Here is a 19,317-nt window from a genome sequence, read left to right as displayed (position 1 = left end):
ACATGAAATTCGCAAGTGGCCTGCGCGGCAGGCGGTTTGCGTGGTCCGCAGTGGCCGCGACCACGGTCGTCCTGGTGCTTCCGGCGGCTTCGCCGGCGTTCGCCGCGGGTGCCTCGGCGACGGGACCCGAGGGCCAGAAACTCTCCGTCTCCAAGGCCTCGGGCCTCGCCGAAGCGGGCGAGACGGTGACCGTGTCCGGCTCCGGCTACAACACGGAGAAGGGCATCTACGTCGCCTTCTGCGTGGACAACGGAGCGGGCAAGACGCCCACGCCCTGCGTCGGGGGGGTGGACATGACCGGCGACTCCGGGGCCTCGGTCTGGGTCTCCTCCAATCCGCCGTCGTACGGCGAGGGCCTGGCCAAGCCCTACACGGGCAGCGCGCACAAGGGCTCGTTCAGCGTGCAGATCAAGGTGCGCGCCAAGGATGCGAACACCGACTGCACCAAGTCCGGCGTGACCTGTTCCGTCATCACCCGCAACGACCACACGCGCGGCGGGGATCAGAGCCAGACGGTCCGGATTCCGGTGACCTTCGGCGGCGGCGCGAGCAGCGACAGCGGTGACACGGCGTCGGCCGAACCGTCCGCGACCGCGACCGCCGGACCGGGCTCGACGACCAGCGGCACGGCCGGTACCGGGAGTTCGACGAGCTCCTCGGACGGCTCGATGGCCAGTACGGGTGCCGATCTCGCCGTACCGCTCGGACTCACCGCGGCCGGCCTTGTCGCGGTCGGAGCCGGGACCTGGTTCTGGGCGCGTCGGCGCCGTGCCGGGCAACCGGGCGACGCGAGCACAGGCTGACGAAGCGTCACATTCCAGCGGGGGCTCGGATGTTGAGGAGGGGTTTCAAGGTGAGGAAAAGACCCAGTGCGGTAGTCCTGGCGGGCAGCGCCCTGTTCGCGCTGCTCTGCCCGGGCATGGCGGCGGCGCAGGACGGGGACGCGTTCCCGCGCGAGGTGTCCGGAGGCTATGTGGGCTGGGCGACGGCCTCCGCGGCCCTGTCGGGTCACGGAGTGTCGCTGGACGCCGTCGCGCCCGCCGTACGAGGGTCCGCGGACCTGACCTGGTTCCCCGCCACCGGCGGCGGAACGGACCCCGGAACCGGCGACGCGGACATCGACCTCGGCGGCACCGCCCGCCTCACCGGGTCCGCGGACGCGGCCGGGACCCTGCTCCTCGACGGCCTGCGGTTGAGCATCGAGGACGGCGGCGGTGCGCTGTACGTACGGACCGAACTCGACGGCCAGGAGCGGGACGTCGCCCTGGCCGGCGTACGGTCGGACGGCGCCGAACCCGCCGTACGCGATGGCGGGGTGACCTGGACCGGCCTGCGGGCGTCCCTCACGGACGAGGGTGCGCGGCTGCTGTCCACCTGGAGCGGGCAGCGGTTCGCGGCGGGGGACGGTCTCGGCACACTCGACGTGACCGTGGGAACGGGGTCCACGGGCGGTGCGTCCGAGAAACCCGCGCAGCCCGACGAGGCGCCGCAGGCGTCGCCGGGCGCCACCGCCCCGGACGAACAGCACACGGCGCCGGAGCAGGCGGCCGACGGGGCTGTGCCCTCGGCGGCGGTGGCCCTCGCCGATCTGACCGCGGGCGCCGAACAGGGCGTCACGGGTGAGGGGTTCGAGCCGGGCGAGGTGGTCCTTGTCGCGATCGATGAGGACACCCGATACCAGACGGTGGCCGACGCCGAGGGCCGGGTCTCCCGGACGTTCCCGGTGTACGCCTCCGCGGTCGAGGGTGCGCACACGGTCGAGCTGTACACCGTGACCGGGGCGCGCAGCGCCGTCGCGCAGTTCCTGGTGCGGGCCGCGGGCTGATTCAACGCCGACAAGGAGCGGACCCGGCGGGTCCGCTCCGAGGCATGCCCAACTCCCTTCTCTTTATTGGTAGTTGGGATTTCTTTGCCTTCCGTTGACAACTGACAGAAATTCATATTTAGGTATGCCTTACCTAAGTTACGGATGGGTTCGCGGCCCGTCCGGCTTTCCTGACACCGAGAAAGGTGCTCTTCCCCATGAGAGTTGTTCCGTCCGCCCGTACCGCCGCCCGCGCGGGTCTCGCCGTCGTCGCCTCCGCCGCGCTGACCCTCGGCCTGGCCACCTCGGCCTCCGCCGCCACCTCGACCCGCACGGTCGTCGACGGAACCACCACCTACAACCTGTCGCTGACCGCACCGAACACGGTCGCCGGCGCGGGCCAGGTCGTCACCGTCACGGGCTCCGGCTACAACACGAGCCAGGGCATCTACGTCGGCCTCTGTGTCGTCGACGGCGCCGCGGGCGCGAACAAGCCCACCCCCTGCCTCGGCGGTCAGGACGAGACCGGCGCCACCGGCGCCTCGCACTGGATCAACAACATCTTCGGCGGCCTGTTCGCCAACAGCTCCAAGTTCGGCACCGGCGGCACCTTCAGCGTGCAGATCTACGTCCAGGCCACCCTCGACGACGGCAGCGTCTGCGGCCAGGACGTCGACTGCGCCATCGTCACGCGCGCCGACCACTTCGACAGCGGCGACCGCAAGTACGACGTGCACATCCCGGTCACCTTCAACTAAGCGCTCGTAAGCGCGACCGGTCACGCGGGCCGGCCCTTCCGGCCGGCCCGTTCCACCCAGTGATCATCCGTCACCCGAGGAACCCTTCATGACAGACGACAGCCCCGACCGGCAGCGGCGGGACGACAGGACCAGACCCCGCTTCAGACGCTCCGCGGCGCTCCTGGGAGCCGTCGCCCTGGTGGCTGCCGGAGCCGTGGCCGTCACCGTCGGCTCGGCCGCCCAGGCCGCCGACACCCCGAAGACAGCTCTCGGCAAGGACGGCCAGAAGCTCACTGTCTCCGCCTCCGCCAACCTGGACCCGGACGGCGAGGAACTCCGCGTCACCGGCTCCGGCTACGACGAGGACAAGGGCATCTACGTCGCCGTGTGCAAGGACAACGGCGACAACCGCGTTCCCACCCCCTGCCTCGGCGGCGCCGACCAGACCGGGGGCAGCGGCTCCTCGATCTGGATCATCCCCAGGGACGCCTCGGACGAGGGCGCGGGCGGGGTCGCGATCCGGTGGGGCGAGGGCGGCACCTTCGATGTCGAGCTGGGCGTCAAGGCCAAGGACAGCGGCCTCGACTGCCTCCAGGTCGCCTGCTCGGTCGTCACCCGTGTCGACCACAACGGCTCCGGCGACCGCTCCCAGGACGTCCGCATCCCGATCACCTTCGAGGGCCAGGACCCCGGTGACGGAGACGACGGCGACGGCGTGGACGTCCCGGCGGGCACCGTCAGCTACGTCCAGTCGGCGGAGTACACCACCGCGGGACGCCCCCTCGACCTGCTGCTGCACCCCGACTCCGGGAAGCTGTACGTCGGTTCGGACAACATCCCCGACACCGCGGACGTGGCCGAGCAGGGCCTGTACGTCCTGGACCCGAAGGACGGCAAGGTCCTCAGTCACATCGAGCAGGCCCCCGGCCTGAACGGCGCGATGGCCAACCGCGTGGTCCGCCGGATCGCCGCCCCGCTCGCCGGCGACGGAGTGGTCTTCCACTACCCGCTGCGCGGCATAGGCACCGCCAAGGACGGCGACACCGTCGCACAGGGCGTCTGGTTCACCGGCGCGACCTTCACCGGCATCGGCCAGGACGCCGACACCTCCACCGTCCTGGTCGCGGCTGGACCCGAGTTGCGCCGCGTCGAGATCGCCACCGGCACCGTCAAGGACACCGCCACTCTTGAAGGCGGAACCGAACTCGGTGTGGACGCCGCCCACGGCGCCGCCTGGTCCGTCGGCACCGCCGAGGGCAAGCCGGTACTGCGCCGCGTCGACACCGCCACCTTCGACGTCACCGCCACGGCCGAACTCACCGCCGACGTCCTCACCTTCGTCGAGCCGGACCCGGCCACCGGCAACGTCTGGGTGGGCAACGGCACTTCGGTGCTCGTCTTCGACAAGGACGCCAAGCTGCTGACCACCTTGACGGGTGCGGACCGGGCCATGGCGGTGGCCTTCGACAAGACCACCGGACGCGCCTTCGTGCTGAGCGAGGACGTCTCCGACGGCACCACGGACAACACCGGATCCCTCCAGATCCTCGACAGCGCGACCTTCCAGCCGGCGGCCGCCGCGGTGGCCCTCCCGGGCAGCGTCAGGGTCGGCGTCTACGCGGGCGTCGCCGTCACCCCCGGCGCCACGTCCGTCTACCTCACCAGGGCCGCGGAGAGCAAGGTCGTCAAGCTCGACCTCCGGATGTCCCCCAAGGTCGTCCAGTCGCCCACCGACCGGTCCGCCGCCCCCAGCGACGAGGTCACGTTCGTCGCGGCGGCCGAGGGCACCCCGGAGCCGACCGTGAGCTGGCAGGTCAGCTCGGACGGCGGCCAGACCTGGTCCGCGATCGAGGGCGCGACGCAGAACGCGTACACCTTCACCGCGAAGGCGGCGCACGACGACTACGAGTACCGCGCCGAGTTCAAGAACTCCGTGGGCACCACCCGCACTTCACCGATCACGCTGACCGTCACGGAGGCAAGCGGCGACGGCGGCACCACCACCGGAGGCGACGACGGCGGCGAGGAAACCGAACCCTCCGGCACCAAGACCGTCACCGGCTCCGAAGGCCAGAAGCTCACCGTCACCCCGGTCAACAACCTCGCCACAGAGGACCAGACCCTGAAGGTCAAGGGCTCCGGCTACGACGAGGAGAAGGGCATCTACGTCGCCCTGTGCGTCGACAACGGCGACGGCGAACTGCCCACCCCGTGCATCGGCGGCGTCGACATGACCGGCGCCTCCCACTCCTCCGCGTGGATCAGCTCCAACCCGCCGGACTACGGCGAGGAGTTGGCGATCCCGTACGGCGAGGACGGCACCTTCGAGGTCGAGCTCACCGTCGACGCCAAGGACGAGTACACCGACTGCTTCGAGGTGACCTGCGTCCTGGCCACCCGCGCCGACCACACCCTCTCCGGCGACCGCTCCCAGGACGTCAAGGTGCCCGTCGCCTTCGTCGGCCAGGACCCCGTCGGCACCGACGACGGCGACACCGGCGGTACGGACGGGGGCAGCACCGGCGGAAGCACGACGTCCGGCGGTACCAGCAGCACCGGCGGTTCGAGCTCCGGTTCCACCACGGGCGGATCCACCTCCAGCGGGACGACGACCACCACCACCGGCGGCAGCCTCGCCTCCACCGGTGTCACCGTCCTGAGCGTGGCGGCGCTGGCCGCGCTGCTCACGGCAGGCGGCTGGTTCGTCTACCGGCGCGCACAGGTGAGGGGCACGGACACCCCGTAAGCCGTACGACAACGAGGGCTCCCCGCACACTGCGGGGAGCCCTCGTTCACGTAGAACAAGCGACCGTCACGCGGCGACGGGCAGCCCCGGAGTACGGAAGACCCGGTGCTCGGTGTCGACCGCGAAGACCTCGCAGCCCTCCCGCGCGGCGGCCCACTCGATGCCCTCCGCGCCCATCGCGAACGCCGCGGTCGCCGTCGCGTCCGCCTCGGTCAGGGACGGGGCCACGACGGTCATGCTGAGCAGCCCGGTCGCCGGGCGGCCGGTGCGGCCGTCGACGATGTGGTCACCGCGTTCGTACCGCGCGGAGGTCGCCACGGCGCCGTCGCTGATCTCCAGCACCGTGCACAGCCGGTCGGCCTGCTCCGGGTGGCGTACGCCCACCCGCCAGGGGCCGCCCACCGAGGCCACGTCGCCACCGGCGTTCAGGCAGAACCGCGCCGCCCCGCGCGCCGCCAGCAGATCCGCGGCCCGCTGCACCGACCAGCCCTTCACCATCGCGCAGGGATCGAGACCGCGGCCCGGCAGCCGCACCTGGAAGGCGCCGAGGGTCGCGACCCGGTAGTCCTCGCACAGGTCGAGGACCTCGACCAGGTCGGGGCTGAGCTCGTGGGCTGCCAGCTCGCCCCGGTCGAGGCGGGACACCTCGCTGTCGGGCTTGAACGGGCTGAACCGCGCGTCGACCTCACGCAGCCATGCGAACACCGCGTCCGCGGCCTCCTCCTGGGCGTCCCCGTCCCCGTCGTCGATCCGGAGCGACACCGGGAACCCCATCACATGCTCAACCCGCCGCACTTCAGGCGCCCTTCGCGTCGATGGCGGCCTGGAGCGATTCCTTGTACCCGTCGCTGGTGATGGTGGCACCAGACACGTTGTCGATGTCGGCGCTCTGCGCCTCCAGGGTTTCCTGGATCAGCTTGGGTACGGCGGCGGTGGTCTGCGGGTGGTTCGGCTGGGTGAGCATCCGCACCGAGGCGATCGTGTCGCCCTCGAAGGTGACCTCGACCTGCACGTCACCCTTCTCGGTGGCGACGGTGGAGCCCGCGACGGTCTCGGACGCGGCCTCCGAGGAGGCGGACGCTGAGGGGGAGGCCGTGGCGGTCTCCGGCTTCGCGTCGATGGCGGCCTGGAGGGACTCCCTGTAGCCGTCGCTGGTGATGGTGGCGCCGGAGACCGTGTCGATGTCGGCGCTCTGTGCCTCCAGGGTTTCCTGGATGAGCTTGGGTACGGCGGCGGTGGTCTGCGGGTGGTTGGGCTGGGTGAGCATTCGTACGGAGGCGATCGTGTCGCCTTCGAAGGTGACCTCGACCTGGACGTCGCCCTTCTCGGTGGCGACGGTCGAGCCCGCGACCACGGTCGAGGTGCCCGAGGAACCCGAGGAGGCGGACGGCGTCGAGGCGGGCTCGGTGACCGTCGTGGCGGCGGACGACGTATCGGCCGACGGTTCGTAGCGCCACACCGTGATCAGGCCCAAGGCGGACAGGGCGACGACAGGCAGTACTCGCTTCACTGTGTTCCCCTCATCCGGCCAGGCTGAAGCGTTCGGAATGGATCTGCGGCTTGGGCACGCCCAGCTCGCGCAGCGTGCGCAGGACGGCGCCGGTCATGCCGGGCGGGCCGCACACGTAGACATCCCGGTCGGTGATGTCGGGCACGAGCTTGACCAGCTCCGGCGGCGCCAGCCGGTCCGGCACGACCGGGCCGCTGATCAGGTGCAGCATCGCGCCCTTCGCGTGGGCGAGGTCCCGCAGCTCCTCGTAGAGGACGGCGTCCTGGTCCCTGGCGACCCGGTAGATGAGCACCACGTGGCCCTGCAGTTCCTCGAGGAGCGCCCGCATCGGGGTGATGCCGACGCCGCCGGCGATGAGCAGGGCGTCAGGGCGCGTCCGGTGCATCGTGGTGAACGCGCCGTACGGGCCCTCGGCGAAGACCCGTGTGCCGACCTTGATGTGCCGCAGGGCCGCGGTGCCCTCGCCGGCCGTCTTCGCGGTCAGACGCAGCGTCCGGCCGTCCGGGGCAGCCGACAGCGAGAACGGGTTGGCCTGCCACCAGCGGTCCCTGGTCAGGAACCGCCACAGGAAGAACTGGCCCGCCCGCGCGGGCAGTTGGTCCAGGTCACGCCCCGTCATGTAGATAGACACGACGTTGTCGGACTCGGGGACGACGGCGGAGACCCGCAGCTGGTGGCGCAGGTTTCGCCACAGCGGAAGCACCACCCGGCCCAGGAACACCGCACCGAGGGCCGTGCCCCACATGCCCCACCAGTACGCCGTCGCCGTGGACGACGTGGTGAAGGTCGTACCGACGCCGATCTGGTGCGTGAACGCCAGCACCACCGCCACGTACGTGTACAGGTGTATGAAGTGCCAGGTCTCGTACGCGAGCCGCCGCCGGGCGTACCGCGCAGACACCGCGCCTATCACCATGATCAGCACCAGCGCGGTGATCGACCGCAGCACGCCCTCGACGGTCTCGGCCAGGTTCACCAGCTGGTCCACCGGACCCATCGACGAGGACTCGGCGTAGCCGAAGGTGATGAACACGGCGTGCCCGACCAGCGTCCACAGCAGGCTGAAGCCGACCCAGCGGTGCAAGGAGGTCAGCCGGTCCATGCCGATCCGCCGGTCGAGCCACGGCAGCCGGGCGACCAGCAGCAGCTGGAAGGCCATCAGGAGCGCGCCGTACAGCCCGGCGAGCCGCCCGATCAGGATCAGGGCGTTCGAGTCGCGCGGGGACTGGAGGAAGAAGACGGCCACCACGCCCACGTTGACGGCCAGCAAGGCGTACAGGCCGGTACGGGCCACCACCTTGGGACGTACCGCCGTGGGGGGCGGTTGGAGACGTTCGACAGTCGTCACGGACGGGAGCTCCTCGTTCGGGTCCGGGGACACCGAGCCTGCCGGGTGGGAGCTGTCGTTTCCCTGTCGATCAACTTTCAAGTTCTTACCGATACGCGTCCGGGGAGCCCGCGGCTATGGCGTCCGGAGGCAGGTGAAGCACTATGGGCTCGTGGAAAAAGTACGACTTCTCGTCGTGGACGACGATCCTCCCATCGCCGACCTGGTCGCGACGGTCGCCCGCTACGAGGGGTGGGAGGCCGTCACCGCGAACTCCGGAGAGGAGGCGCTGAGCCGCGCCGCCGAATTCCATCCGGACATCGTGGTGCTCGACCTGATGCTGCCCGGCCTCGACGGCTTCGGCGTCCTGGACCGGCTGCGCCAGTCCGGCACGATGGTCCCCGTGGTGTTCCTGACCGCCCGGGACGGAGTGGCCGACCGGGTCGCGGGCCTCACCCGGGGCGGTGACGACTACCTGGTCAAGCCCTTCGCCGTGGAGGAGCTCATGGCCCGGCTGCGGACCGTGCTGCGGCGCAGCGCCGGGCCCGGGTTCCAGCGTTCCGTGCTCAGGGTGGCCGACCTGACGATGGACGAGGACACCCGCGAGGTACGGCGCGACGAGAAGCTCCTCACGCTCACCCCGACCGAGTACGAGGTGCTCCGCTACCTGATGCGCAAGTCACCCACCGTGCTCACCAAGGCCCAGATCCTCGACCACGTCTGGGAGTACGGCTTCGGCGGCCGCTCCAACGTCGTCGAGCTGGTCGTCAGCCGCCTGCGCCGCAAGCTCGACGACGTCGGCGAGCCGCTGATCCACACCGTGCGGGGCGTCGGGTACGTGGTACGGCAGGTCGCCGAGTGATCCGCCGGTTCCGGGAGACCTACCGCAGGATGCGCCTGGGCACCCGGCTGGCCCTGGGCCTGGGCGTGCTGTCGCTCGTGGCCTTCGCCGTCGTCGGCACGGCGCTGTCGATGTACATGCGGGACTACCTGGAACGTCAGCTGAACGACCAGATGAAGGTCGTCCAGCTCACCCAGACCGAGGAGGCCAAGGAGAACGACAACGCGCACGGAGAGCCGTACTGGGGCTGGTACACGGCCTCGTACAAGGTCTCGGCCGGTACCGCCGAGATCCGCCGGCCCGCCGACGCGCCGGCGGACGACGCCGCACTCGCCGCCGCAGCCGAGGCGCTGGCCGACTCGGGCTCCACCGACCTCGTCCGCACCGCCCACATCGAGGGCGAGGGCACGTACCAGCTGCGCGCCTGCGCCGTCGAACCCGGTGTGGTCCTGGTGACCGCGGCGCCCATGAAGGACATCGACAACACCATGCAGCAGCTGGTGACGGTCCAGGTCGTCGCGTTCGCACTCGCGCTGCTCGCGCTCGTCGTGATCGGCCGGAGGGTGCTGCGGCGCGGCCTGCGGCCACTCAGCGACATGGCACACACGGCCCGCGGCATCACCTCGCACGACTTCACCGAATCGGCCCGGCTGCCGGTACGCGCCGACCGCGGCAACGGCGGCCCCGAGGTCGAGGAACTGCGCACCGCGTTCAACACCATGCTGGAACACATCGACGACTCCCTCGCCGTCCGCACCGAGGCCGAACAACGGCTGCGCCGGTTCGTCGCGGACGCCTCGCACGAGCTGCGCACCCCCCTGATGTCGGTACGCGGCTACGCGGACCTCTTCCAGTACGCGGCGGCCAACGAGCCCGGAGAACGCGACAAGCACCTGGCCCGCCTGCGCGCCGAGGCGGCCAGGATGGGCATACTCCTCGACGACCTGCTGCTGCTCGCCCGCCTGGACGCCGCCGACGTGGAGGCACCGCTGCGGCTGGTGGACGCGGACCTGGCGGAGCTGGCACGCGAGGCGGCGGACGCCTTCCGCGCGGGCCACCCCGACCACGAACTGACCGTGCAGGCCGGCCCCGAACCGGTCCGGCTGCGCCTGGACCCGCTGCGCATCCGGCAGGTGCTCGACAACCTCCTCACCAATGCCGCCGTGCACACCCCGGCCGGTACGCGGGTGTCCGTGGAGGTGTCCGTCGCCTCCGGCGCGGCGGTGGTCCGCGTCGCCGACTCGGGCCCGGGCATTCCCGCTGCCGACCAGGAGCAGGTCTTCGACCGCTTCTACCGCGTCGACAAGGCCCGCAGCCGCGACCGGGGCGGCAGCGGCCTGGGCCTGGCGGTCGCGCTGTCCCTGGTGCGGGCACACGGCGGCACCCTCGAACTGACCAGCCGCCCGGGTGCGACGGCCTTCACCATCAGGATTCCCCTCACCTCCGGTACGTGAGAGGGCGCGCTTCTCGGCCGACTTCGGGCGGTCCACGAGCGCGATGGGCGGGGCACGGTTGGAACAGTTGTGGTGGCGCACAACTGTTCGGGCGCGCGTATCCCCGGACTGCGGGACGAGTGGCGGAAGTACTGTCCACGGACTCCCGTCGAGGTGGCCGGAAGCGGCGCCCGCTCCCGTCGGTCGGAGAGACCTGACTTAGTGTCAAAGGTGCCTGCTCCAATGCCTGTTGTGCGGTCGCAGTGACCGTACGCAGGATCGCCGAGGGGGACGCGGTGTCTTGGATCGATCGGTACGTGAAGCACGACGGCAGGACTCCGATGGCGGGTGTCTCCGGGTTTGTCGCTGTCGGGGGGCAGCGATGAGCCCCCGCCCGCCCGCGCGGCGGCGGCCTCGCAAGCCCGTTGCGCGCGTCTCGACGAAGCCCAAGGGGCCCCAGCGGTTGGCGCTCGTCATAGCGGCCGCCGCGGGCGTCGCGCTCTGCCTCGCCGTAGGCCAGTGGCTGCTGGACAACTGGTGGCTGCTCGCCGTGCTCGCCGCCGTGGTGGCCGGGGCGGGCGGTCTCTGGCTCACCCAGTGGGCGGTGAGCGCCCGCTGGGAGTGGGTGCACGTACGGAGGCTGCGGTACAAGCTGCCCCAGCTCGACAGGCTCCATCACGAGGACTTCGAGTTCGCGGTACGGGACCTGATGCGCCGTGACGGCTGCGGGGACGCCGTACAGGTGGGCGGCGCCGGGGACAACGGCGCGGATGTGACGGCGACCGATCCGCTCGGCAGACGCTGGGTGATCCAGTGCAAGCACCGGCAGAACGGGGCCTCGGGGTCACCCGTGGGAACCCCGGATCTCCATGTGCTCAACGGAACCGGCCGACAGCTGCACGGCGGGGACGTGGTGGTGCTGGTGACGAACGGACGCTTCACCGCGGGATGTGAGCCGCTGGCGAAGTCCCAGAAGCTGCACCTGGTCGACCGCGGGACGCTGGGGGAGTGGGCGGGCGGCTCGCGGCCGCTCTGGGAGCTGCTCCAGAAGCTGCCTCCGCCGGGGAAGCGGTCGGCTTCGTTGTCCTGAGGAACGGGCGCCGGGCCGACCGCCCGCGGTCTCGTCGCGGTGCTCACTCGTTGTGCAGCACCTCCGCGATCGTCAGCCGAGCCGCGCTCCGCGCCGGAATGAACGCGCCCAGGACCGCGATCGCGACGCCGGCCAGGGCCATGCCGGCCAGCGCAGGGGCCTCCCAGACGTCCGTCATGTACGAGGGCAGGGAGATGGACACGGCGTCCGCCATCCGAGGGATCACCAGGTGGTAGCCCGCGATGCCCAGCGGGATGCCGAGCAGTGAGCCGACCGCACCGAGCACGGCCATCGATGTCACCATCATCGCCGTGACCTGCCGGGGCGTCATGCCTATGGACTTGAGCATGCCCAAGTCGCGGCGCCGGTCACGGGTGTTGAGGACGACCGTGTTGAAGACGCCGAGCGACGAGACCACGGCGAGCATCAGGGTGAGCACCGTCGCCGAGCCGATGATGGTCTGGGTGATGGTGTTCGGCCCGGTCACCGCTGTGCTGACCCCGGGGTCGGCGGCCCGGACCGTGCGTGCGTAGGCCGCCGCGTCCGCACCCTCGCGGAGTTTGACGTGGTACGCGATGGGCTTCTCCTTCGGGGCAAGCGCCGCCATCGTCGACCAGTCGGTGGCGATCCCGTCCCCGGTGCTCTCCATGTACTCGCCGACGATGGTCACTTCCTCCTGACGGTCGCCCTTCTCCAGAGCGAGGTGGTCGCCGACCTCCAGACCGTGCTCGCGCAGGAAGGCCGATCCGGCGACGGCCTCGCCGGTACGGTGCATCCACCGGCCCTCGGTGAGTACGTTGTCCAGCTGCGGCCGGTCACCGCGACGGCCCTCGACCCACAGCTTCTGCACGGTGCCCGCGATGCGCACGTCGGCGTCCGCCCTGGCCGTGACCTCGGTCGCGCCGGGCAACGAGCCGAGGAGCGACTGGAGTTCGAGATCGCTGTGGACCGGCTGGACCTCCTTGCCCTGCTTGTAGTTGCTCGCGTAGACCGTGACCTGGAAGGCGTCGCGCCCCGCCTCCCCGAACCTGGCCATCGTCGTGGCAAGACCGGTCGCGAACGTCACGGTGGTCACCCCGAGGACCACCGCGGCGAGCGTGAGGCCGCTCCGGCCCGGCCGGGCGAACGGCAGGCCGAGCCCCAGGCTCACCGACCGCGGCAGCCTGCTGCCCGCCAGTCGGCGCTGGACGCTCAGCGCCCGCCCGGCGCGCGGGGCGCTGCCCGCGCTGATCGCCCGCGCCGCGGACAGCCGGTGCGCGCGTGCCGCCGGGGCGAGCGCGGCCAGCACACAGACGGCGGGCATGCCGAGCAGGGCGAGCGCGTTCACCCAGGTCGGGATACCGACGTTGCCGTGGAACACCCCCGCCTCGGGTCCGGTGAACACGAACTCGAAGAAGGGGCGCGCCAGGACGTTGCCGAGGAGGGTGCCGAGCACGCACCCGGCGAACGCCGGAACGGAGATCATCGTGAGGTAGACGGCGACGACCTGCCCCGGCGTGAACCCCAGGGCCTTCAGGATCCCGATGTGCCGGAGGCCCGAAATCACCGCGCCGCCCACCACGTTGGCGACGATGAGCACCGCCACCACGATGCCGAGGACGCCGAAGGCCATCAGGTAGGGGGCGTACGCCCGCGCCGAACTGCCGATCGACTCCTTGAGGGTGAGATACGACTGTGAAGAGGCCAGCGCGTCCTTCGGCAGCCCATCGGTGACGGCGGCCAGGTTCGTGCCGATCCGGCTCTCCGAGGACGCGTCCGTGAAGCGGAACAGCATCTGAGCGGTGGTCGGGTGCAGGGCCGCCATCTGTTCCGGGGCGACCCAGGCATCGGCGGTCCGGCTCAGGTCGAAGGCGAACCCGACGACGGTGAGCGTCGGACCCGACGGCACCCGGATCTTCTTGCCCAGGTCGTCCGGGGCCCAGCCCTGATCCCGGTTCACGACGATCTCGCCCGGTCGGGTGGCCCAGCGGCCCGCCCACACGTTCAGCCGGTCCACCGGGCCTTGCGGGTCGGCACGGCCCACGACCGTGACCGTGCCGAAGAGGGCGAAGCCGTCGCCCTCTCTCGGCAGGTCGTCGATCGTGGCCTGGGCGAAGGGCCCTGCGGTGGCCTCGACCTCCGGCTGTTCGGCCGCCCGCGCCAACTGCGCGTCGGAGACCTTGTCGGGATCGAACGCGGCGACGACATGCGGGCCGCGTTGCGCGGCGAAGGCCTTGTCGAAGGGCGCGGAGGCCGCGTCGACCAGGCCGAGCGCGACCACCATCGCCCCGGTGGAGGTCAGCGTGACCAGCGCGATGACGATCGTCTGGAGCCTGCGCCGCCGTACGGCCGCGCGGGCGGCCCGCCACACCGCCCTCATGCGGACGGCTCCAGCGTGTGCTCGCCGGTCACCCGGCCGTCGCCGAGCTCGACGAGGCGGCTGGCGCAGCGCCGGGCGAGATGCTCGTCGTGTGTCACCAGGATCAGCGTCTGGCCGATCTGGTTGAGGTCGAGCAGCAGGTCCATCACCTGCTCGCCGGCCCGGCTGTCGAGCGCGCCGGTCGGCTCGTCGGCCAGCAGCAGGGCGGGGCGGTTCATCAACGCCCGGGCCACCGCGACGCGTTGCCGCTCACCGCCGCTGAGCACCGCCGGATAGGCGTTCGCGCGGTCCGCGATGCCGAGTTCGTCGAACAGCTCAAGGGCGCGGCGGCGGGCCTGTCGGGCGGGACTGCCGGTCAACTGCGCGGCCAGGGCGACGTTGTCGAGCGCCGACAGGTCGTCGATCAGGTTGAAGAACTGGAAGATCATGCCGATGCGGCGCCGCCGGTACAGGGCGAGCCCCTTCTCGTTCAGCGCGCCCACGTTCTCGCCGTGCACGAACACCGTGCCGCCCGTCGGACGGTCCAGACCGGCGATCATGTTGAGCAGGGTGGACTTGCCGCACCCCGAAGGCCCCATCACGGCGACCGCCTCCCCGGCCCGGATCTCCAGCGAAACCCCGTCCAGAGCCGTCGTCTCGCCGAACTCCTTGCGCACGCCGTCGAGTCGTACGACGGGCTCTCCCCGGCTGTTGCCGCCCTCGGCGACCATGCTGCCTCCATTGACCATGCACAGGACGCTAAGTGGGGGACGGCGCCCAGGACATCCCTCCCCGGGTGGCAAACCGGCCCGCCCTCATCCCGGAGATGCAGGGCCCTGCGTCCACAGGCCGATGCGGACCGGGCGGCCTTCTGCAAAGGTGAGCCCGTGGGGAAGTGGGAGCTTGAAGCGCTGGTGGCGGCGCTCGTGGTGGCATGGGCGACCGCCGGATGGCTGGCAGTGGCGTGGCTGCGTACCCGGCGCCGGTGGCACACGGCCGTGGGGGAACGCGGCTGGCTGCTCGAGCGGGAGCGGCAGAGCGCCGCCCATGACGCGGTCGCGGCCGAACGCGACCGCATCGCCCGGGAGTTGCACGACATCGTCAGTCACAACGTCAGCCTCATGGTGGTCCAGGCCGGAGCCGCCCGCGAGGTCCTCGGCACGATGCCCGACGAGGCCGTGAGGGCGCTGCGGGCCGTCGAGGACGCGGGGCGCGGCGCGATGACCGACCTGCGGCACCTGCTGGGTCTGCTGGCGCCTTCGCAGGACGGCGAGGAGACGGACCAGGACTCGGACCTGGCCGGTGCGCGAAGCCACTCCGACGGCGCGGCGGGCCTGGCGCCGCAGCCCGGCCTCGACCGCCTCGGCCGGCTCGTCGACCGGATATCGTTCGCCGGGCTGCCCGTCGAGGTGCGGATCTCCGGAGAGCCGCGCCCGCTGCCGGAGGGGATCGACGTGACCGCGTACCGGATCATCCAGGAGGCGCTGACCAACGCGCTCAAGCACGGCGACGGCGGCAAGGCCGAGGTGACCGTGCGGTACGCGGACCACGCGCTGCGCGTGGAGGTGCTGAACACCGGCCCGTCCGTCCTGACCGGCAGCGTGCCGGCGCCGTCGGTGCCGGTTCCACGACACCGGGAGGGCGCGGGCCGCGGACTCCTTGGCCTGCGCGAGAGGGTCGCGGTGTACGGAGGGGACCTGGACGCCCGGCGCCGTCTAGGCGGCGGCTACCGGGTCCGGGCGCGCATCCCGCTGGACCGGCCGTGACAGGGAGAGCCGGGGAGCGGGCTCCCCGCGTGCTCATCGCCGACGACCAGACGCTGATCAGGACCGGCTTCCGGCTGATCCTGAACGCCCGCGGCATCGACGTGGTGGGCGAGGCTGCCGACGGCGTGGAGGCGGTCGCGGCGGCGCGCGAACTCCTGCCGGACGTCGTGCTGATGGACATCCGCATGCCTAACATGGACGGCCTGGAAGCCACCCGCCGGATTCTGGCGCAGGCCCCGGACTGCCGGGTCCTCATGCTGACGACCTTCGACCTGGACCGCTATGTGTACGCCGCGCTGGCGCTCGGAGCCAGCGGCTTCCTCCTGAAGGACGTCACCCCCGAACACCTCGCGGCCGCCGTACGCCTGGTCGACACCGGCGACGCCCTGCTGGCCCCGTCGATCACCCGCCGCCTGGTGGAGCGCTTCGCCTCGGACACCGCCCGCCCACCCGCCGTGCACGCCGACCTCACGGCCCTCACCCCCCGCGAGCTGGAGGTCCTCACCCTCCTGGGCCGAGGCCTCTCCAACACGGAGCTGGCCGCGGAACTGACCCTGAGCGAGGCGACGGTGAAGTCCCACGTGGCCCGGATCTTCGCCAAACTGACCCTCCGCGACCGCTCCCAGGCCGTGGTGCTCGCGTACGAGACGGGGCTGGTGAAGGCGGGGGACACGGGCGGGAGCAGATAGGTCTCAGCGCCGCTGGGTCACCCGGCGCATGTTGTCCAATGCAGCCGATTGTCCAATGACAGTGCTTTGAGGTCGGCCACGTCTGGACCGCCGCGCTGCACGCCTGGGTGCAGCCGACATCCCCACCCTGACCAGCGCGATCCGCACCTTGCTCGACGGCCTGCGCAGAGCACCGACCTGGGCCTCGGGCACCCACGTCCGACGGCGCCTCACGGCACACCGACACCGGGTCGGCCCGCTAGACTCCGTCAAGTGGTAACGGCGGTGGAAGGGTACGAGTTCGGGCTGCTGGGGCCACTGAGTGGCCGCCATGGCGGGCGCGAACTGGATCTGGGCAGCCCGTTGCAACGTGCGGTCCTGGTACGGCTCCTGCTCGGAGAAGGACGCCAGTCCGGCCTCGACCACCTCATTGACGCGCTGTGGGAAGAGCCGCCAGGCAACGCGGTGCGCTCGGTGCAGACGTACGTCTACCGCATCCGCCTCTCGTTGGGCGAGGAACGTTCCCGACTGGAGACCACGCAGGGCGGATACCAGCTCGACATCCCGGAACAGGTCGTCGACGCCCTGCGTTTCGAGCGACTCGTCCGTGAGGGCGAGGAACTGCGGGCCACGCGGCAGACCGGCTCCGCCCTGCGTGCGTTCGACGCCGCGCTGGCGCTGTGGTCGGGGGAGCCGCTGTCCGGCGTGCCCGGCCCCTACGCCCAGCGGCACCGCCGACGGTTCGTCGATCTGCGGCTGAACGCCCAGGTGGCGCGGTTGGAGTGCGCCGATGAACTGGGTGAGCACGCCCGCGTGGCGACGGAACTGATCTCACTGATCGCCGACCATCCGCTGCGGGAGGATCTGTACGCACTGCGCATGCGTGCGCTGTACCAGGCAGGGCGGGCGGCGGAGGCCCTGGCGGTCTACGCCGCGGCCCGCGAGACCATGGCGGCCGAGCTGGGCATGGATCCGGGGCCGGAGCTGCGTGAGTTGCAGGCACGCATACTCGGCGGGGTCGGGCCCGACCCCGCCGAGTCGCGTCCTGAGGGACATCGCGCCGGCGCCACGACGTCCCCTGGTGCTTCCGACGACACCGCGACGCGGTCCGGCGGTCAGGGACAGCGCATCGAATCGGGCGCCGCCCACGGAGCCGACCGGCCGGCGACGACTCAGGCCGAGGAGGCCTCGGCCGGCGTCCGCCCGCAACAACTGCCCCCGGCGCCGGGCGACTTCGTCGGTCGGGAGCGGCTGCGGGAGCGGCTCCGGCTCGCGTTGCGGCCCAGCGGGGAAGCGGTCGCGCTCGCAGTGCTCAGCGGTATCGGCGGCGTGGGGAAGACAGCGCTCGCGTTGCGCGTCGCCCACGGCATCCGCGGCGACTATGCGGACGGGCAGCTCTATGTGGACCTGCGGGGTGACGGCGGCCAACCCGCCGATCCCGCGGACGTGTTGGTCGACTTCCTCCTCGCGCTCGGCATGCCCGCCGCCCAGATCCCCGCGACGCCCACCGCCCGCGCCGGGGCCTATCGCACCCTGACCGCCGATCGCCGGATTCTGGTGCTCCTGGACAACGCGTCCGACACCGCCCAGGTGACACCGCTGCTCCCGGGCACACCCGGCAACGCCGCGCTGATCACGACCCGGCACCGGTCGCTCGTACCGCCGGGTGCGACGCGTTTCGAGGTACCGGTGCCCGATCAGCAGGAGGCGGTGGCCATGCTGGGCCGGTTCACCGGCGACGCCGAGATCGCCGCCGACCCTGAACTCGCGCTGGAACTGGTCAGCGCGTGCGGGCAGTTGCCGTTGGCGTTGCGCATCATCGGTGCCCGTGCGGCGGCTCGTCCCGGACGCGGGCTCGGTGCGCAGTTGCAGCGCCTGCGCGCCGAGGAGAGCCGGCTCGACGAGTTGCGGGCCGGAGGCATGTCGGTGGAGGCCACCTTCCAGGTCGGATACCGGGCTCTAGCCGACGCGCAGGCCCGGGCGATGCGCCTGTGCGCGCTGCTCGACGCCGCCGACTTCCCGGTCGCGGTCGCGGCGGTGCTGCTCGACCGGCCCGAGCAGGAGACCGAGGAGCAACTCGAGCATCTGGTGGAGGCCGGTCTGCTCGAACCGCATTCGGCCGACCGCTACCGATTCCACGATCTGGTACGGGCGTTCGCCGCCCGTCGTGCCGATCGCGAGGATCCTGTCGCGGAGCGCGAGGCGGCACTGGTGCGGCTAGCGATGTTCCTTCATGCCACCCTGCTCCAGGCCATGAGCGCGACCGAGCAGTCCGGCTCGCTCAGCACCCACCTCTTCCCCGTGCCACTGACCGGGCTGCGGTTCGCCGACGCCGAGGAGGCGCGCACATGGCTGCTGGCCGAGCACACGCTGCTGGTCTCGGTGTTCTCCCGGGTGCTGCGCGACATCCCGGGCGCTGCGCGGATCGTCGTCGCCGCGCTGTCGGTGATCGCGTCGAGCGGGCTCTTCGCCGGGCCCGCACATCAGCGGGAGCTGGAACGCATCACGGACCAGGCGGTCGCGGCGGCCGAGTTGGGCGACGACCCGGCGTTGCGGGCGCAGACCCGGCACATCCGGGCCTGGCTCGCCTTCATCCGCGATGATCTGACAGCGGCGGAAACCGACCTGCGCGACGCGATCCGGCGTGCGCGCGACGGCGACGACCCGGTGACGTTCTTCATGTCCGCCCGGCTGCTGTCGGTCGTACTGGCGGACCAGGGGCGGACCGCGGAGGCCGTCGAGTTCTTCGCCGAGTCGGACGCGGTCGCCGGCGCGGAGGACGATCCGAACAGCCCGGCCTACTTCCTTCAGGAGGTGGCCCGCCTGTTCACTGCACTGAGCTCGGACCGGGCCGAGGTGAACATTTCCGCGGCACAGCATGTGTACGAGGTGAGCGATCGCCTGCGGAAGGAAGCGGCGCAGCGCTGAGCCTGTCGCTCGCTGAGTCGGCCCCCGTTTACGCGCCGTCGACCGGACGTCGATCCGTGTTCGGCACGGTGATCCGAGAACGGACCGCGGCCGGAATGCCTCCGCACGTCCCCCCGCTGCCTCAGC

15 protein-coding genes are annotated in these 19,317 nt (G+C 71.4%); 10 read left to right on the top strand and 5 right to left on the bottom strand.

What is annotated here, in order from left to right:
• Positions 1–2: 2 nt before the first annotated feature.
• From OG246_RS38750 to OG246_RS38735, 4 genes are all read left to right on the top strand, one after another.
• Complete coding sequence (locus tag OG246_RS38750; protein ID WP_266473758.1) at positions 3–803, top strand: hypothetical protein; 801 nt, start codon at positions 3–5, stop codon at positions 801–803.
• A 50-nt stretch (positions 804–853) separates the two neighbouring features.
• Positions 854–1,825, top strand: a complete 972-nt coding sequence (locus OG246_RS38745; protein ID WP_266473757.1) for an HtaA domain-containing protein — start codon at positions 854–856, stop codon at positions 1,823–1,825.
• Positions 1,826–2,022: 197 nt separating this feature from the next.
• Positions 2,023–2,562: a hypothetical protein gene (locus OG246_RS38740; protein WP_266473756.1), complete on the top strand. Its 540-nt coding sequence runs from the start codon at positions 2,023–2,025 to the stop codon at positions 2,560–2,562.
• An 88-nt stretch (positions 2,563–2,650) separates the two neighbouring features.
• Positions 2,651–5,290, top strand: coding sequence for an immunoglobulin domain-containing protein (locus OG246_RS38735; protein ID WP_266473754.1), 2,640 nt, complete (start codon positions 2,651–2,653; stop codon positions 5,288–5,290).
• A 66-nt stretch (positions 5,291–5,356) separates the two neighbouring features.
• Here the strand turns inward: OG246_RS38735 and OG246_RS38730 are convergent, their stop codons facing one another.
• The 3 genes from OG246_RS38730 to OG246_RS38720 are packed head-to-tail and all read right to left on the bottom strand — an operon-like array spanning position 5,357 to position 8,148.
• Positions 5,357–6,085, bottom strand: coding sequence for an FAD:protein FMN transferase (locus OG246_RS38730; protein WP_266473753.1), 729 nt, complete (start codon positions 6,083–6,085; stop codon positions 5,357–5,359).
• 1 nt (position 6,086) lies between these two features.
• The gene (locus OG246_RS38725; RefSeq protein WP_266473751.1) at positions 6,087–6,800 is read right to left on the bottom strand and encodes an FMN-binding protein; all 714 of its coding nucleotides are present in this window, start codon (positions 6,798–6,800) and stop codon (positions 6,087–6,089) included.
• A gap of 10 nt (positions 6,801–6,810) precedes the next feature.
• Complete coding sequence (locus OG246_RS38720; RefSeq protein WP_266473750.1) at positions 6,811–8,148, bottom strand: ferredoxin reductase family protein; 1,338 nt, start codon at positions 8,146–8,148, stop codon at positions 6,811–6,813.
• A 151-nt stretch (positions 8,149–8,299) separates the two neighbouring features.
• Between OG246_RS38720 and OG246_RS38715 the strand changes: the two genes are divergently transcribed.
• From OG246_RS38715 to OG246_RS38705, 3 genes are all read left to right on the top strand, one after another.
• Positions 8,300–8,989 (top strand): response regulator transcription factor, encoded by a 690-nt coding sequence (locus OG246_RS38715; protein ID WP_266473748.1) that lies wholly within the window; start codon positions 8,300–8,302, stop codon positions 8,987–8,989.
• A complete protein-coding gene (locus tag OG246_RS38710) occupies positions 8,986–10,422 on the top strand; it encodes a cell wall metabolism sensor histidine kinase WalK (RefSeq protein WP_266473746.1) in 1,437 nt (478 codons plus the stop codon). The genes OG246_RS38715 and OG246_RS38710 overlap by 4 nt, the downstream gene beginning before the upstream one ends.
• Positions 10,423–10,783: 361 nt before the next feature.
• Positions 10,784–11,491, top strand: a complete 708-nt coding sequence (locus tag OG246_RS38705; RefSeq protein ID WP_266473744.1) for a restriction endonuclease — start codon at positions 10,784–10,786, stop codon at positions 11,489–11,491.
• 43 nt (positions 11,492–11,534) lie between these two features.
• Here the strand turns inward: OG246_RS38705 and OG246_RS38700 are convergent, their stop codons facing one another.
• Positions 11,535–13,850, bottom strand: coding sequence for an FtsX-like permease family protein (locus tag OG246_RS38700; protein ID WP_266473742.1), 2,316 nt, complete (start codon positions 13,848–13,850; stop codon positions 11,535–11,537).
• Positions 13,847–14,578: an ABC transporter ATP-binding protein gene (locus OG246_RS38695; protein WP_266473740.1), complete on the bottom strand. Its 732-nt coding sequence runs from the start codon at positions 14,576–14,578 to the stop codon at positions 13,847–13,849. Before OG246_RS38695 ends, OG246_RS38700 begins: the two co-directional genes overlap by 4 nt.
• 138 nt (positions 14,579–14,716) lie before the next feature.
• On the opposite strand from OG246_RS38695, the gene OG246_RS38690 reads away from it, so the two are divergent.
• The 3 genes from OG246_RS38690 (at position 14,717) to OG246_RS38680 (ending at position 19,191) form a co-directional block, all read left to right on the top strand.
• Positions 14,717–15,595 (top strand): sensor histidine kinase, encoded by an 879-nt coding sequence (locus OG246_RS38690; protein ID WP_266473738.1) that lies wholly within the window; start codon positions 14,717–14,719, stop codon positions 15,593–15,595.
• Positions 15,592–16,284 carry a response regulator transcription factor gene (locus OG246_RS38685; protein ID WP_266473736.1) on the top strand — a complete coding sequence of 231 codons (693 nt, stop codon included), beginning with the start codon at positions 15,592–15,594 and terminating at the stop codon, positions 16,282–16,284. Before OG246_RS38690 ends, OG246_RS38685 begins: the two co-directional genes overlap by 4 nt.
• Before the next feature lie 252 nt (positions 16,285–16,536).
• Positions 16,537–19,191 carry a BTAD domain-containing putative transcriptional regulator gene (locus OG246_RS38680; RefSeq protein WP_266473735.1) on the top strand — a complete coding sequence of 885 codons (2,655 nt, stop codon included), beginning with the start codon at positions 16,537–16,539 and terminating at the stop codon, positions 19,189–19,191.
• The last annotated feature ends 126 nt before the right edge of the window (positions 19,192–19,317 follow it).

It is taken from the genome of Streptomyces sp. NBC_00620, assembly GCF_026341825.1.
In the GTDB taxonomy this organism is placed as follows: domain Bacteria; phylum Actinomycetota; class Actinomycetes; order Streptomycetales; family Streptomycetaceae; genus Streptomyces.
The sequence above is the reverse complement of the archived record's forward strand: the minus strand, read 5'-3'. Positions and strand labels throughout refer to the sequence as shown.